Source organism: Marinobacter sp. MMG032, from assembly GCF_040112695.1.
Classification (GTDB): domain Bacteria; phylum Pseudomonadota; class Gammaproteobacteria; order Pseudomonadales; family Oleiphilaceae; genus Marinobacter; species Marinobacter salsuginis.
Genome location: NZ_CP157802.1, coordinates 919,368 through 936,419, shown reverse-complemented (window position 1 = coordinate 936,419; position 17,052 = coordinate 919,368). Strand labels below are relative to the sequence as shown.

The window sequence follows — 17,052 nt, the reverse complement described above, 5'->3', positions numbered from 1 at the left end:
TAAAATGTTATCCTGGGATATTGTCGATGGCAAGGAGCGCGAGTAGTTTAAGGCTCAACAATGAACGGGGCCCTGGCTTTGGGGGAGCCCCGACAAAGATCACGATGAGGAGACCGACTATGACCGCGACCACGACGCCAGGCGTTGCCAAATACCCGAACCTGCTCGAGCCGCTGGATCTTGGTTTTACCAAGCTGCGCAATCGCACCCTGATGGGATCCATGCATACGGGGCTGGAGGAGGCCAAAAATGGCTTCGAACGTCTTGCTGCATTCTATGCCGAGCGTGCCCGCGGTGGCGCTGGTCTGATCGTGACTGGCGGTATTGCCCCGAATGTGGAAGGAGGGGTGTTCCAGCACGCCGCCAAGATGACCACCGAAGAGGAGTCCGACAAGCACCGGATTATCACCGACGCCGTCCATGCAGCCGATGGCAAGATCTGCATGCAGATTCTCCATGCTGGCCGTTATGCCTACTCTCCGGAGCTGGTAGCGCCTTCCGCCATCCAGGCACCGATCAACCCATTCAAGCCCAGGGAGCTGGATGAAGCAGGTATTGAAAAGCAGATCCAGGACTACGCGGATTGCGCCGCACTGGCGCAGCGAGCCGGTTATGATGGCGTTGAGGTCATGGGTTCGGAAGGCTATTTCATCAACCAGTTCATTGTTTCCCACACCAACCACCGCACCGACCGTTGGGGTGGCAGCTACGAAAACCGGATTCGCCTGCCGATCGAAATCGTCCGTCGGGTTCGTGAAAGGGTGGGAGAGAACTTCATCCTGATCTACCGTCTGTCCATGCTGGATCTGATTGAGGACGGCAGCACCTGGGAAGAGGTTGTGCACCTGGCCAAGGAAATCGAGAAGGCGGGTGCGACCATTATCAACACCGGCATCGGCTGGCACGAGGCCCGGGTGCCCACCATTGCCACGTCGGTTCCCCGCGGGGCCTTTACCAAGGTGACGGCGCGCCTGAAAGGGGAGGTGAGCATTCCATTGGTCACCACCAACCGGATCAACATGCCGGACGTGGCCGAAAAGATTCTGGCCGAGGGTGATGCCGATATGGTGTCCATGGCCCGGCCGTTCCTCGCAGATGCCGACCTGGTTCTGAAGGCAGCCGAGGACCGCGCTGATGAGATCAACACCTGTATCGGCTGCAACCAGGCCTGTCTTGATCACACCTTCAGCGGCAAGCTGACATCGTGTCTGGTCAATCCCCGCGCCTGTCACGAAACCGAACTGACCTATGTGAAGACCGCTGCGCCCAAGTCTATCGCGGTCGTGGGTGCCGGCCCTGCCGGGTTGGCGTTTGCCACGGTGGCTGCAGAACGCGGCCATAAGGTGACACTGTTCGATGCCGGCAGTGAGATTGGCGGCCAGTTCAATGTTGCCAAGCTGATACCCGGCAAAGAAGAGTTTTACGAGACCTTGCGTTATTTCCGGGTGATGCTCGACAAGCACCAGGTGGATGTCCGGCTGAACACCCGTGTCAGCGCCGAGGATCTCAAGGCCGGCGGCTTTGATGAGGTGATCCTGGCGACCGGCGTCAAGCCGCGTACTCCTGAAATTGAAGGCATCGATCATCCGAAAGTGATCGGTTATCTGGATGCGCTGCTGGAGCGCAAGCCGGTTGGGCAGAAAGTGGCGGTGATTGGTGCCGGTGGTATCGGCTTCGACGTCTCCGAGTTTATCGTCCACAAGGGTACATCGGCCGCTGTCGACACTGATCACTTCATGCGTGAGTGGGGCGTGGATCTGAGTGTGGAGCACCGGGGCGGTATTCAGGGTGTTGAGCCCGAGGTGCCGGAGCCTGCCCGTGAGGTCTACCTGCTGCAGCGTAAAGCATCGAAGGTGGGCAAGAATCTGGGCAAGACCACCGGATGGATTCACCGTACCTCCCTGAAAAACCGCCAGGTACAGATGGTGCCGGGTGTGACCTACCGCAAGATAGACGATGAGGGATTGCACATAACGGTCACGCCGAAAGGCGCAGAGCAGGGCGAAGACCGTGTGCTGCCTGTGGACACCATCATCGTGTGCGCGGGTCAGGAGCCGCTGCGTGAGCTGCAGAGCGATCTGGAGGCTGCTGGCCTGCCGGTACACCTGATTGGTGGTTCGGATGTGGCTGCAGAACTGGATGCCAAGCGGGCGATCAATCAGGGTAGTCGTCTGGCTGCAGAGCTCTGAGCGTAAACACGATCACAAATCGTTGCAGTTTTTCCCTGTGCAGACACGATTGTCTGGCTAGACTAATAGCTTTGGGTCTGACTGCTTGTCCCTTCTATGCTGCCTCAGGATTGTCGGCATAGCAGGGGCGGCATCACGACAAGATGGAACACCCTTCGGGGTTCTGTCGTGTGGTGTCGAATCGACGATTTGTGGAGAGCGTGCAATGGTGTCTGCCGACCAGGCAACCGATGGGTATTCGGCGGTATTTTTTGTGGAAGGGAACCAGGTGGCCCGCGAGATGCGGGCTACCGAATTCGGGGCCTTCCTGGATGGCTATGTAGGGCTGTCCGATCTCGCCGAAACCGAGGTCAGGGCTGTATTGGTTGAGCTGAGTCCTGACCTAAAGGTGCAGGCCCTGGTTTTCTTCAAAATCTGGTTTGATGAGGAAGGTCGGGCAGACAGTCACTGGAACCTGCCTATCGAAGAGTTGGCCAGAACAGGCGCCAAAGGGCCTGACATGGGTGGCGGTGCAATCCGGCTGGTTTGCCGGAGCCAATGCCCTGACCCCAAGTTCAAGGAGGATCTCTGGGACCCGGACATGACGCCCGGGAACAACCATTTCCAGGCGATCCGTAAAGCGGTTGAAGCCAACAGCCTGAAATTCCGGAAAGTGGAGCCTGTTCAGGAAGAGAATATTCCGGTTCTGAGCGAACAGGCGGAAGATTCCTCTGAGCGGGAGGAGTCGGCTGCGGCGGCGGATCGCTCCCGTCTGGCGCAACTCATCCGGGAACAGCGTCTACGGATCAAGACCCTGCAGAGTGTTCACCGCGATGCCCTCTCGGACATCCAGCGCGAACATCGGCTGGAAATCCAGGGTTTACGCAGTGATATTGCCGATCTCGAGCAGAAGTACGAGCGTCAGCGCCTGAGCAACGAGCAGCTCAAAAAGCGCTTGTCGGAGCGAAACGAACAGTACCTCGCCATGCAGGAGCAGATGGCTGCCGTTGGTGAGGAAAAACAGCGCGAGGATTCAAACGCGAGCGCAGAACTCCTGCTGCTCCGGGAACAGCTGGAGCGGCGCCAGCGGGAGCTGGAACTGAGGGACGAGAAAATCGTTGCCCTCGAGGAGGAGAACCACGAGCTGCGCAATCGGGAGCCGCCGGAAGACTCCATCATGGACCACCTCAAACGCCAGTCCGTGTTTCTGGTGGCCTACCAGCCCGGCGTCGGCCATGTGACGCTGCCTTTCAAAGATATTGATACCTACTTCAGCAATCCTACCGCTTACGCAGCGGAACGCTGCGGTATGAACGAACCTGCCTATCGGGAGTGGCTCGAGCATTACGAGAACCCCGTCTGTGGCCATGAAAACGAGGACGGCAAGCCGTGTGGCGAGCCCATTCTTCGAATCAGCCAGCCGTCGGAGTTCCGTCCGGGTATTGATGACCGGTGCGAGAAACACCAGGCCTGAGGCCGGAACTTTTTCAGTATCGGGGTGACTTTCGTTAAACTGTACGCCAGATTGTCCCCGGGGTAACGGTTTCGTTCGTCCCCACCGCATTCCGACACCACAGGAAACTTCATGGATCAGTTCAGGAACATTGGTGTGATTGGTCGTATGGGCAGCGTGAAAGTGGTCGAGTCACTGCGCCAGCTCAAACAGTACCTGATTACCAACAACTACCACGTCATTCTTGAGGAAGACACCGCCAGCATGTTGCCCGGGCATGGCCTGCAGGTGGCGAGCAAAAAACTGCTGGGCGAGATCTGTGATCTGGTGATCGTGGTCGGCGGTGATGGCAGTCTTCTGGGCGCCGCCCGTGAGCTGGCCAAGTCCAAGATTCCCCTGCTTGGGGTCAATCGTGGCCGTCTGGGCTTTCTGACTGACATATCGCCCTCCGATCTTGAGGAGCGCCTCGGTAAGGTTCTGGAAGGCGAGTACATGGAGGAGACCCGGTTCCTGCTGGATGGCAACGTCGAGCGTAATGGCCAGCCTCTGGGGTTCGGTACCGCCCTGAATGATGTGGTGCTGCATCCGGGTAAATCCACCCGGATGATTGGCTTCGATCTGTTTATTGACGGTCATTTTGTTTACAGCCAGCGTTCGGATGGCCTGATCGTGTCCACGCCGACCGGGTCTACCGCCTACTCGCTCTCCGCTGGCGGCCCTATCATGCATCCCAAGCTCGATGCCATTGTCCTGGTGCCCATGTTTCCCCACACTCTCAGTAGCCGGCCGATCGTTGTCGATGGCAAGAGTGAGATCAAACTGGTGATCGGGGAGACCAATGAAACCTATCCGCAAATCAGCTTTGACGGCCAGATGAACATTGCCTGTGCGCCGGGCGATATCATTCGCATCACCAAAAAGCCGTTCAAGATCCGGTTGATTCACCCCACTGACCACAATTTCTACGCCACCTGCCGTGACAAGCTTGGCTGGGCTAGTGAGATATCAGCGAGTTGATCATGGCTGCAACAAAATCGACCGCAAGTCGCGGTTACGACATCATTGGTGATATTCACGGCTGCGCCCATACCCTGGCCAGATTGCTGGACCAGATGGGCTACCGCAAAGTTAACGGGGTTTATCAGCACCCGCGTCGTCAGGCCATCTTTATCGGCGACATCATTGACCGTGGCCCGCGGATCCGCGAGGCGCTGCACCTTGTGCGGGACATGGTGGAGCATGGTTCGGCGCGCATTGTCATGGGCAATCATGAGTACAATGCCTTGGGCTACTGCACGCGGGCGCGGCCGGGCAGCGGCAAAACCTTCCTGCGTGAGCACAACGCCCGACATAACCGTCTGATCCGGGAAACTCTGGAACAGTTCGAGGCCCATCCATACGAGTGGAATGAGTTTCTCGAGTGGTTCTACACCATACCACTGTTCATCGACGATGAGGATTTCCGTGTTGTACACGCCTGCTGGGACGGCGATCTGATCGAAAAATTCAAACAGGTGCAGGGTGGTGCCTGCATTGATGAGGATTTCCTGCACGCTTCTGCTGCTATTGAGTCCTTTGCCGGGCAGGTTATGGATACCCTTCTGCGCGGAACGGATCTCAGGCTCCCCGAGGGTATGGCCATCACCGGTCGGGACGGCTATGTGCGTGAGTTTTTCCGAACCAAGTTCTGGGCTGACGATCCACACACCTATTCCGATGTTGTCTTTCAGCCAGACCCGCTGCCTCCGGAAGTGGCAAGCCGGGTATTGACCGATGCGGAGCGTAGGCAGCTGATCAGTTATCCCCTGGATGCGCCGCCGGTGTTTGTTGGTCACTACTGGATGGAAGGTGAGCCGGCGCCGCTCAAGCCCAACGTTGCCTGCATTGACTACAGTGCCGTGAAGTATGGCCGGCTGGTGGCCTACCGGATGGATGGCGAGCGGGCACTTTCCCGTGACAAGTTTGTCTGGGTAGATGTGGAAAGGCCGGAACAACCGGACTATCCCACCAGCGAAGACAGTGTCGCGCGCTAAACCATGCGTTTCGGCTGAACCAATCCCGGAGGCGGAGTAAGCGGTGTACCGAGTCAAGCAGTTGGATACCACGGTGAACCTGGCTGGCTTCAGTCGTTGGCTGAGCGGCCAGGGTGTGGCGCACCGGATCACGGAAGAGGGAGGATTCCAGGTGCTCTGGCTGGAAGACCCTGCCCACGCTGAACCCGTGCTTTCCGCCCTGGACCGCTTCATGGCGGAGCCCGAAATCAGGCAAGCTGTGGACCGCCAGAATCGGTCGCCGGTGTTTGTTGGCGGGCGCTGGCAGCCTTCACCGAGGCACGCGCCGCTGGTCCTCGGGATCATTGTCTTTGCCGTGGCCATGGTCTGGCTCACTGCCATGGGTCAGAATGAACTGGCGGCCAGCCTGATGATGATTGACCCCCGGGATTATGATTGGAGTACGTTGGCCGGTCGCATCGACGCGTTAACCGCGACCCTGGCCAGTGGCCAGATCTGGCGACTGCTCACGCCGGATTTTCTGCACTTTAGTTGGACCCATATCATTTTCAACTCCGTGATGCTCTGGTTTCTTGGCAGCCAGATTGAATGGTTCGACGGTCGGGCCAGATTGATCACCCTGTTTGTGATCACGAGCCTGATCTCCAACGGCTTGCAGTATTTCGTGTCCGGACCTCTTTTCGGTGGGCTATCGGGGGTTGTTTATGGGATTCTGGGCTACTGCTGGCTCAGCCAGCGAACGGCACCGCGGTTCCAGTTTCCGCCGGCGCTGGTTACCTTTGCGGTTGCATGGATGGTGATCGGGTTTACGCCGCTCCCGGAAATCATCGGGCTCGGGCGTATGGCAAATGAAGCGCACCTGGGGGGATTTATTGCCGGACTGGCCCTTGCGGTGGTTTTGCCCGTAAGAAGCAGAAGGGGCGCATAAAAAAGCCCCGCCAGAGGCGGGGCGTTAAAAGAGCTTTTAGCTCCTGATGAGAGAGACCAAATGATACGACCGTCGTCATTTGGTGAGGAAATGATAATCGTTATCGTTTGATTCTGTCAAACGATTCCGCCACATTTTTAATGAACGTTTTTTCAGGAGAGCGGGATGACTTACGAAGAACTGATCGAGCGACTGGATCCGAATGTTTACCGGAGTCTCCGGCAGTCCATTGAGCTCGGAAAATGGCCCGATGGCCGCAAGCTGACGCCCGAGCAGCGTGAAATCAGCCTGGAAGCAGTGATTTACTACGAGAATCTGCACAACATCCCGGAAGAGGAACGCACCGGCTATCTCGACCGGGGCAGCAAGGCGGGAACTGCCTGTGATCCATCGGTTCGGCGGACCCAGGGCAACGGCGACGTTGATCCCGACCAGTTTGTTGAGGTCAAGTCTTGAGCGAGCTGATTGATGTTACGGGCCGGCTGCGCAAAATGCCGGTGGAGGCGGGGGAACCAGTGGCGTACTCCATTGCCGTGGGCGACACTCGCATTCCCCTGAATGATCTGATCGGGCGGCCGTTGCGCCTGGATTTCGATGGCGTGATCCGGTGCATTCACTGCGACCGGAAGACCAACAAAAGCTTCAATCAGGGCTTTTGTTACCCCTGCTTCCGCAAACTGGCGGCTTGTGACAGTTGCATCATGAGTCCGGAGAAGTGCCACTATCACCTTGGCACCTGCCGAGAGCCGGAGTGGGGCGAAACCCACTGCATGGTGGAGCATGTGGTGTATCTGGCCAATTCGTCCGGCCTGAAGGTAGGCATTACCCGGGCGTCCCAGGTGCCAACCCGATGGATTGATCAGGGCGCGGTGGACGCCATACCGATGGTTCGTGTTGCATCGCGGTACATTGCCGGTCTGGTCGAGGTTGCCTGCAAAGCACACGTGGCCGACCGGACGAACTGGCGGGCCATGCTCAAGGGCGATGTTCCCGAGCTGGATCTGGCGCAGGAGCGCCAACGAATGCTTGGACTGATCGCCGCCGATCTTGATGCGCTCCGGCAGACCCACGGTGAGGATTCTATCCGGGAAGTAGACGAAGAGGGCCTTGGTCTGAGCTATCCCGTCCAGATCTGGCCAGAAAAGATCAAAACCCATAACCTCGACAAAACGCCGGAGGTAGAGGGCGTTCTTGAGGGCATCAAAGGGCAGTACCTTATTCTGGATACCGGTGTGATTAACATTCGAAAATTCACCGGTTATGAAGTCCGGTTCCGGGTTTTGGAACGCTGACAGCGCCTCGCCCGGCCAATCTTTTCACGTCTGTGGGCTATGAATGCTGCGTCCGCAGGCCGCGAACTCTGGAGAAATGCAATGCGTACCAGCCAGCCACAGACCATTTATTTGAGCGATTACAAGGTACCTGCGTATCTGGTCGACACTGTCGACCTGAGGTTCGAGCTGTTTGAGGACGGGGCGCGAGTGCACAGTACGCTTGAGCTTCGCCGTAACCCTGATTCTGATGAGGTGTCGGCACCCCTGGAGCTTGATGGCGACAGCCTGACGCTGGAATCCGTCGCCCTGGATGGTGCCCAGCTCGCAGCGGGTGATTATGAAGACCGCGGAGATCAGCTTGTGGTTCGTTCGGTACCGGAACAGTTCACGCTGACTGTGGTGACCTGGATAGAGCCCCAGAACAACACTCGTCTGGAAGGCCTGTATAAATCATCGGGTATGTTCTGCACCCAGTGCGAGGCTGAAGGATTTCGCTGCATTACGTTTTTCCCGGACCGTCCGGACGTGATGGCACGTTTCCGTACCCGCATCGAAGCCAACAAGGACGCCTACCCGGTGCTCCTCTCCAATGGCAACGATGTGGAAAGAGGCGAGCTGGAAAACGGCCGGCATTATGTCACCTGGGAAGACCCGTTCCCGAAACCTTGCTATCTCTTTGCCCTGGTGGCCGGAGACCTGGTCGAGAAGCAGGATACCTTCACGACGTGTTCAGGTCGTGGCATTGACCTGCGCATGTACGTGGAGCCTCGCAACGCCGAGAAGTGCGATCACGCCATGGATTCCCTGAAGCGTTCCATGCGCTGGGATGAAGAAGTCTATGGCCGCGAGTACGACCTCGATATCTTCATGATCGTGGCGGTGGACGACTTCAACATGGGCGCCATGGAGAACAAGGGGCTCAACATCTTCAACTCCTCCTGCGTGCTGGCCAGCCAGGAAACCGCCACGGACCTGGCGTTCCAGCGTATTGAGGCGATCGTTGCCCACGAGTATTTCCACAACTGGTCGGGGAACCGCGTTACCTGCCGCGATTGGTTCCAGCTCAGCCTGAAAGAAGGTTTCACGGTATTCCGGGACTCCCAGTTCTCGGCGGATATGGGTTCCCCAACCGTGAAGCGGATTGAAGATGTGACCCTGCTGCGTACGGCCCAGTTTGCGGAAGACGGTGGCCCCATGGCGCACCCGGTGCGGCCTGCGTCTTATATGGAAATCTCCAACTTCTACACCCTGACCATTTATGAGAAAGGTGCAGAAGTGGTGCGCATGATTCACACCCTTCTGGGGCCGGACCTGTTCCGCAAGGGCAGCGATCTGTATTTTGAGCGCCATGACGGCCAGGCGGTCACTACCGATGATTTTGTCAAAGCGATGGAGGACGCCTCGGGTCGTGATCTGCGCCAGTTCCGGCTCTGGTACGAGCAGGCCGGCACGCCGGTTCTGAATGTCTCGGACGACTATGACGCCGATAAAGGGGTGTATCGCCTTAACATCGAACAGAGTATTCCGGATACTCCGGGACAGACCAACAAAAAGCCGCAACACATACCGTTTGCGTTGGGCCTGCTGGGGCAGGACGGACAGCCTCTGCCGTCACAGCTTGAGGCGGATGAGGGAGATGCCCCGACGGAGCGGGTACTCGAGTTGACCGAAGCGACCCATTCGTTTGAATTTCATGGCATCGAATCCAGGCCTGTCCCGTCACTGTTGCGGCATTTCTCCGCACCGGTTCGGGTTCGCTATTCCTGGAGTCGCGAACAGTTGCTCTTCCTGATGAGCTACGATCCGGATGGATTCAATCGCTGGGATGCGGGCCAGAGACTGGCTGTGGATGTCATCCAGTCGCTGGTTGGCGCGCCTGACGATGCGGAAATTGAACCCAGACTGGTCGAAGCCTATCGCAAGCTGATTTCCGACACTGAGTTGGATCAGGCCCTGGTGGCCAAGATGCTGCAACTTCCCTCCGAGGCCTACCTGATTGAACTGGCCGATAACGCCGACGTGCCAGCCATTCACCGCGCCCGCGACGCGGTACTTCGCCATCTGGCGGGCGCCCTGAAAGCCGAACTCATCGCGTGCTACCAGCGCCATCAGGACGGCGGTCCTTACGAGGTGACACCGGAAGCCATTGCCCGTCGTAGCCTGCGCAACACTGCGCTGGCCTGGTTGCTGATGATTGACGACCAGGAGGGCCGGGAGCTGGCGGTGAGTCAGTTGAACGCCGCCGACAATATGACCGATCGGATGGGCGCTTTGCGGGCGCTTGTGAATTCAGGCTTCGAGTCTGACCGCCAGCAGGCGCTGGATGAATTCTACGATCGCTTCAAGGATGATCCCCAGGTTGTTGAACAGTGGTTCTCTGTGCAGGCGGCCAGCGACCAGGCCGGTCAGCTTCCGGACATCCAGAGACTTCTGGAGCACCCGGCCTTCGACTGGAAAAATCCCAACAAGATTCGCTCTGTGGTGGGCGCGTTTGCCGGTCAGAACCTGGCTGCTTTCCACAATCCTGACGGTTCTGGTTACGAGTTCCTGGCGGATCAGGTCTGTCGCCTGGACGACAGTAACCCCCAGATTGCCGCGCGTCTGGTGACGCCGCTGACCCGGTGGAGAAAGTTTGCGCCGTCGTACAGTGCCCGGATGAAGTCCGCCCTTGAGCGGATTCGTGACAAGTCGGGATTGTCCAGGGATGTCTATGAGGTGGTGCACAAGAGCCTTGCCGATTGAAGTCAGATACAAAATCGCACTTTCGGTCGATAGACTTTAGTCTGGGATCGGGTAATCTGGAGTAAGGTCTGTAATTCCATCAGACGACAATAAAAAAGCCTCCGCAGAGGCTTCCAGACGCACTTAAGGTTTCACAATGATGTATAACAAAAATGCGATTCTCGGCAGCCTGCTGGCTCTCTCCGTGGCATCAGCGCCTGCGTGGGCGGCGGTTTCCGCCAGTGAAGCGGCCCGTCTGGGCCAGGAGTTGACACCCTTTGGCTCACCCAAGGCCGGCAACAGTGCCGGTACTATCCCGGCCTGGACCGGTGGGCTGACAGAACCGCCTCCCGGCTATGAGGGCAGCGGACAGCACCACATCAATCCGTTCCCGGATGATGAAGTCCTGTTTACCATCACGCCCGCCAACATGGATCAGTATGAGGAATACCTTACTGACGGTGTGAAGGCGATGCTGGAAACCTACCCCACCACATTCCGGGTACCCGTTTATCAGACTCGTCGTACCCATGCCGTTCCCGACTGGGTGGCTGAGAATACCCGTGAAAACGCGGTAAACGCAGAGATTGTGGGTCAGGGCGAAGGCCTGGATGGCGCATTTGGGGGCTACCCTTTCCCAATCCTGCACGGAAATGACGAGCAGAAGGCCTGGCAGGCGGTCTGGAACCATCTGACCCGCTGGCGCGGGGTTAATGTAACCCGTCGTTCCAGTGAGGTGGCGGTTCAGACCAACGGCGACTACTCGCTGGTGACCTCTCAGCAGGAAGCCTTCTTCAACTACTACAATCCGGAAGGCGGTGAAGAAGATCTGGACAACGTGATCTTCTACTACCTGTCGTTTACCCAGTCACCACCCCGACTGGCCGGTGGTGCGATTCTGATTCACGAGACCCTGAACCAGATTATCAATCCCCGGAACGGCTGGGGTTACAACGCCGGCCAGCGTCGAGTGCGCAGGGCACCGAACCTGGGTTACGATTCCCCGATTGCAGCGGCCGATAACCTGCGTACGGCAGACGACACCGATATCTTTAACGGGGCTCTGGACCGCTACAACTGGAATTACGAAGGCAAGCGGGAAATCTACATCCCCTACAACAATTACCGCATCGGTGAAAAAGGTCTTCCGTACGAGGAAATTCTGGGAATCTCCCACTTGAATCCGGACCTCACCCGCTGGGAACTCCATCGCGTTCACGTGGTTGAAGCCACGCTGAAAGATGGTGAACGCCATATTTACGGCAAGCGCCGGTTCTACATTGACGAGGACAGCTGGAATACGGTTCTGCTTGACCAGTACGACGGCCGTGGCGAACTCTGGCGTGTAACCATGGGGCTGCCTAAAAATTATTATGAACTTCCGGGTGTGTGGACGGTTCTTGACGTCTATCATGACCTTCAGGCCCGTCGTTATCATGTGCTCGGTCTGGACACAGAAGAGGCTAACACCCGCGTGTTCACCGACGAGGTCCCCAATACGCGCTACTTCTCGCCGGCGTCACTGCGCCGCAGGAGTGTTCGCTAGCGCACTGTTGGTCGAGGGATGCGTCCCCGCCCACAGGAAGTGGCGACCCGACATACCGGCAACCGCAGGGTTGCCGGTATGTTTACAGTTATTCCCGGCTTTGCCGGTCAGAGACACAGTTCAATACAACATAATAGGCAATCTGAATGGCTAAAAGGTTGATGTGCAAGACTCTGGGCGCTGCCTGCCTTGGACTTTCCATGGTCTGGTCTGCCCCTGCAGCGTTTGCGCTTGCAGATATCATCGAAACCCCGGCCCGGCTAACGGATCTGGCCCCGGAGAATCTTCTAACCGATGCGACCCGGGTTGGTGATCGTATTGTGGCCGTCGGAGAACGCGGGCATATCATCTACTCGGATGACGAGGGGAAAACCTGGGTTCAGGGTGAAGTTCCTGTTTCTGTGACCCTTACAGCGATTGATTTCGGTACCGACACCCATGGCTGGGCAGTGGGGCACAGTGGCGTGGTTCTCAAAACCACTGACGCCGGAGCCACCTGGAGCCTTCAGATCGACGGGATCCGGGCCATGGAGCTGGCCATCGAGAGCCGCGAAGAACAGATTGTTGCCATGCAGGAGCGCATCGAAGAAGCGCCTGAGGAAGAAAAAGAAGACCTCGAGTGGGCACTGGACGATCTTTACTTTGCCCTTGAGAACATTCAGGCGGACATGGATATCGGTCCGGTCAACCCGCTGCTGGACGTCTGGTTCGAAAACGAGAACCGCGGTTTTGTGGTGGGAGCCTACGGCATGTTCCTGCGTACGATGGACGGCGGTGAAACCTGGAAAGACTGGGCGCCAAGAATTGATAACCGGCAGAACTTCCACCTGAATGGCATTACCCGGATTACGGGTGGAGCCCTTGTGGTTGTGGGTGAGGCCGGTCAGATACACGTCTCTGTGGACGGTGGTGAGACCTTTGAGCGCCGCGAGGCACCCTATGAAGGCTCCCTGTTCGGTGTTATTGGCACAGGTCAGGTGAACGAGATTCTCGCGTTTGGCCTCCGGGGCAACATGCTGTTCTCTTCCGATCTGGGCAAGAGCTGGCGGATGGTCCCGAATTCTGCCGGGGCGACCCTCAACAGCGGCGTCGTTGCTGAAGATGGCCGCATTACCCTCGTGGGTAACGGTGGCGCGGTGCTGATGAGTACCAATGGCGCAGAAACCTTTCGAGAGCATTTCCGCAGTGATCGGGAGGGCGTCATGAGTGCCGTGCCTATTTCAGGAACAGACCTGCTGATTGTCGGCGAAGGTGGCGCGAAAATTACAGACGCCCGTGGAAGAAACCTTCAATAACGCCCTGATGTGGCAACAACCGAACGAACAATAGAGGGGCTTTTGAATGTCCAACCCTAAGCATGACAAGGGCGAGCACTACCTGACCACGCCCAAGGCGGAACCCTTTCTCGAAAGGCTGCTCTTCAATAACCGGCCGATCATTCTTATCTTTTTTGCCGTATTGACGCTGTTTCTTGGTTACAACGCCGTCAAGATCCAGCCTGATGCCAGTTTCGAGAGGATGATTCCTCTTGAGCATCCCTATATCGTGAACATGCTCGAGCACCGGGATGACCTGGAAAACCTGGGTAACTTTGTCCGTATCGCCGTCGAGGCAAAAGAGGGCGATATTTTCACCCAGGAGTACATGGAGACCCTGAAGCAGATTACTGACGAGGTCTTCTACCTCAATGGTGTGGATCGTTCCGGTCTCAAATCCCTGTGGACGTCGAACGTGCGCTGGGTGGAGGTTACTGAACAGGGTTTCCAGGGCGGTACGGTTATACCGGACGGTTACGACGGCTCCCGGGACAGCCTTGAGCAGCTCCGTCAGAATGTTCTGCGTTCAAACGAAGTTGGTCGCCTGATTTCCGACAACTTCAAGTCAACGATCGTTTACGCGCCACTGTACGAGAAAAATCCGGAAACCGGTGAGGCCCTGGATTACGGCGAATTTTCCCGTCAGCTCGAGGAAAAAATCCGGGAAAAGTACGAAGAGCAGAACCCGAACATCCAGATTCACATTGTCGGTTTCGCCAAGAAGGTTGGTGATCTGATTGAAGGCATCGGATCCATTGCATGGTTCGCCGGCATTACCATCCTGCTGACCACGCTTTTGTTGTTCTGGTACTCCCGGGCCATTGCCGGGACCCTGGTTCCGGTCTTTACCTCGATTATTGCCGTTTTCCTGCAGTTGGGGACCCTTCGGTTGCTGGGGTATGGTCTTGACCCTTACTCCGTTCTGGTGCCCTTCCTCGTGTTCGCGATCGGTATCAGTCACGGTGTTCAGATTGTCAACGCCATGGCCGTTGAAGCTGCCAAGGGCTTCGATGCGGTGACTGCCGCGCGTCTTGCTTTCCGGGCCCTTTACATACCTGGCATGTTGGCACTGATCTCAGACGCCTTTGGCTTCCTGACCCTGTTCTTTATTGAGATCGACGTTATCCGGGACCTTGCGATTGCCGCGGGTATTGGTGTGGCGTATGTCATCCTCACCAACCTGGTTCTGCATGTGTTGATCATGTCCTACGTTGGTATCTCCAAGGGCGGTATCCGCCACGTACAGAACCACGGTGAAAAGCAGGATCGAAAGTGGCGCGCGATGTCTTACTTCTCGCATCCGGGCGTGGCGCCCATCTCCCTGCTGATTGCTGTCATTGGTCTTGGCCTGGGTCTCTACTACAAGCAGGATCTCAAAATCGGTGACCTTGACCAGGGCGCGCCGGAGCTCCGCGCGGATTCCCGGTACAACAAGGATAACGCCTACATCATCGATAACTATTCCACCAGTGCGGATGTCTTGGTTGTGATGGTTAAAACGCCGGAAGAGCAGTGCACCCAGTATAATGTGCTGCGGGCCATGGACACCCTGCAATGGGAGCTTCAGAACACGCCGGGCGTGCAGTCCTCGGCATCCCTTGCAGATGTCTCCAAGATGGTCACCAAGGCTCTGAACGAAGGTAACTGGAAGTGGTACGAGATCTCCCGCAACCAGACCATCATCAATGCCTCCATTCGCGAAGCGCCTGCCGGTCTGATCAATACCGACTGTAGCCTGACCCCGGTTCTGGTATTCCTTGAGGATCACAAGGCAGAGACCCTGGAAACCGTTGTTGAGCGCGTCGAACAGTTTGCCGAGAAGAACAGCAACGAGGAGCACCGGTTCCTGCTGGCGGCCGGTAATGCCGGTGTCGAGGCTGCGACCAATGAGGTTATCTCCGGCGCCAAGGACAAGATGCTGATTCTCGTCTACAGCGTGGTGAGTTTGCTGTGCTTCGTGACCTTCCGCTCGGTCCGCGCGGTACTGTGTATCGTGATACCTCTGGGACTGACGTCGATCCTCTGCGAGGCGATCATGGCGGTGTCCGGCATTGGTATCAAAGTGGCAACCCTGCCGGTTATTGCCCTGGGTGTTGGTATAGGTGTCGACTACGGCATCTACATCTACAGCAAGCTGGAGAAATACCTGCTTGAGGGCAAAACACTCCAGGAGGCCTACTACGAGACGCTGCGCTCCACTGGTAAGGCGGTGATGTTTACCGGCGTGACGCTGGGCCTGGGTGTTGTCACCTGGATCTTCTCGCCGATCAAGTTCCAGGCCGACATGGGCTTCCTGCTGTTCTTCATGTTCCTGTGGAATATGGTGGGAGCCATCTGGCTGTTGCCGGCTCTGGCCCGGTTCCTGCTGCGGCCGGACCAGATGCTCGCCAAGGCCCGAGCTGCGAAATAACATTCGCAATTATCTGCAAAAAAGCCCGCATCGCGGGCTTTTTTGTTGTCTGCTCAACCGTTTAGCGAGCTAATCCATGCTTTATTTATGGTGTGAAGTGGTCTATGTTTTACGGTGTTCGTACCATTTGCCCGCCCACGAGGCGGGCGCTTCATTACAATGAACAGAAAAAAGGAAGAACTCACATGACACTGAAACTGAAAGCCTCCGCATTTGCTGTCGCTGCCGCAGTCAGCCTGGGTGCTGCTTCCACCTCCGTTTCCGCGCAGGAGCAGCGCTTTGTGACTATCGGCACCGGTGGTGTAACCGGTGTTTATTATCCGGCCGGCGGTGCGATCTGTCGTCTGGTGAACATGGACCGTAAAGAACATGGTATCCGCTGCTCCGTTGAGAGCACCGGTGGCTCCGTCTACAACCTGAACGCTATCCGCCAGGGCGAGCTCGATCTGGCCGTGGCCCAGTCCGACTGGCAATATCATGCCTACAACGGCACCAGCCAATTCAAGGACGATGGCGCCAACAAGGACCTTCGCGCGGTATTTTCCCTGCATCCAGAGCCGTTCACCGTTGTTGCCAGCAAGGGTTCAGGCATCAAGACCTTTGAAGACCTGGAAGGCAAGCGGGTTTCCGTTGGTAACCCGGGTTCTGGCCAGCGGGCCACTGCCGAGGTTCTGATGGAAGAAATGGGTTGGGGCATGGACAAGTTTGCCCTCGCCGCTGAGATCAAGGCCGCCGAGCAGTCACAGGCCCTGTGCGACGGCAACATCGACGCTTTCTTCTACACCGTCGGGCACCCCTCAGGCGCCATCAAGGAAGCCACTACTTCCTGTGACAGCGTGATTGTCAACGTTGATAACGAGGCGACCCAGACACTGATCGAAGAGAATCCGTATTACCGCAAAGCGGTCATCCCGGGTGGTATGTACCGTGGCTCTGACGAAGACACCACTACCTTCGGTGTGGCGGCAACCTTTGTTTCTTCCACCGATGTACCGGAAGATGTGGTTTATGCCGTGGTCAAGGCGGTGTTCGAAAACTTCGACAGCTTCAAGCGTCTGCACCCTGCCTTCGCCAATCTGAACAAGGAAGAGATGGTCTCTGATGCCCTGAGTGCGCCGCTGCACCCGGGTGCTGCCAAGTACTACAAGGAAGCCGGTCTGATCGACTGATCTGACCTGAAACCGGACCGGCGGGCCCAGGCCCGCCGGGTTTCCCTTCAGAGAA

The 17,052-nt window shown here is 57.3% G+C and carries 12 protein-coding genes; all 12 read left to right on the top strand.

Features of this window, described 5'->3' with window-relative positions; genetic code table 11:
- Positions 1-119: 119 nt before the first annotated feature.
- Positions 120-2,189 carry an NADPH-dependent 2,4-dienoyl-CoA reductase gene (locus ABNF92_RS04285; RefSeq protein WP_136631666.1) on the top strand — a complete coding sequence of 690 codons (2,070 nt, stop codon included), beginning with the start codon at positions 120-122 and terminating at the stop codon, positions 2,187-2,189.
- Between the two features lie 205 nt (positions 2,190-2,394).
- Positions 2,395-3,642: a DNA repair protein gene (locus tag ABNF92_RS04280; protein ID WP_069183860.1), complete on the top strand. Its 1,248-nt coding sequence runs from the start codon at positions 2,395-2,397 to the stop codon at positions 3,640-3,642.
- A 111-nt stretch (positions 3,643-3,753) separates the two neighbouring features.
- A complete protein-coding gene (locus ABNF92_RS04275; RefSeq protein ID WP_008170512.1) occupies positions 3,754-4,638 on the top strand; it encodes an NAD(+) kinase in 885 nt (294 codons plus the stop codon).
- Positions 4,639-4,640: 2 nt separating this feature from the next.
- Positions 4,641-5,654 carry a metallophosphoesterase gene (locus tag ABNF92_RS04270; RefSeq protein WP_069183859.1) on the top strand — a complete coding sequence of 338 codons (1,014 nt, stop codon included), beginning with the start codon at positions 4,641-4,643 and terminating at the stop codon, positions 5,652-5,654.
- 43 nt (positions 5,655-5,697) lie between these two features.
- Positions 5,698-6,561, top strand: coding sequence for a rhomboid family intramembrane serine protease (locus ABNF92_RS04265; protein ID WP_349343538.1), 864 nt, complete (start codon positions 5,698-5,700; stop codon positions 6,559-6,561).
- 165 nt (positions 6,562-6,726) lie between these two features.
- Positions 6,727-7,017: a DUF1315 family protein gene (locus tag ABNF92_RS04260; protein WP_069183857.1), complete on the top strand. Its 291-nt coding sequence runs from the start codon at positions 6,727-6,729 to the stop codon at positions 7,015-7,017.
- The gene (locus ABNF92_RS04255) at positions 7,014-7,853 is read left to right on the top strand and encodes a DUF2797 domain-containing protein (protein WP_349343537.1); all 840 of its coding nucleotides are present in this window, start codon (positions 7,014-7,016) and stop codon (positions 7,851-7,853) included. The genes ABNF92_RS04260 and ABNF92_RS04255 overlap by 4 nt, the downstream gene beginning before the upstream one ends.
- An 81-nt stretch (positions 7,854-7,934) precedes the next feature.
- Positions 7,935-10,577: an aminopeptidase N gene (pepN, locus tag ABNF92_RS04250; RefSeq protein WP_349343536.1), complete on the top strand. Its 2,643-nt coding sequence runs from the start codon at positions 7,935-7,937 to the stop codon at positions 10,575-10,577.
- A gap of 136 nt (positions 10,578-10,713) precedes the next feature.
- On the top strand, positions 10,714-12,102 hold the full coding sequence (locus tag ABNF92_RS04245) for a DUF1329 domain-containing protein (RefSeq protein WP_153634473.1): 1,389 nt from the start codon (positions 10,714-10,716) through the stop codon (positions 12,100-12,102).
- A gap of 146 nt (positions 12,103-12,248) precedes the next feature.
- Positions 12,249-13,397 (top strand): YCF48-related protein, encoded by a 1,149-nt coding sequence (locus ABNF92_RS04240; protein WP_227514533.1) that lies wholly within the window; start codon positions 12,249-12,251, stop codon positions 13,395-13,397.
- A gap of 46 nt (positions 13,398-13,443) precedes the next feature.
- Complete coding sequence (locus ABNF92_RS04235; RefSeq protein WP_136631671.1) at positions 13,444-15,828, top strand: MMPL family transporter; 2,385 nt, start codon at positions 13,444-13,446, stop codon at positions 15,826-15,828.
- Between the two features lie 185 nt (positions 15,829-16,013).
- Positions 16,014-16,997: a TAXI family TRAP transporter solute-binding subunit gene (locus ABNF92_RS04230; RefSeq protein ID WP_069183852.1), complete on the top strand. Its 984-nt coding sequence runs from the start codon at positions 16,014-16,016 to the stop codon at positions 16,995-16,997.
- Positions 16,998-17,052: the final 55 nt, after the last annotated feature.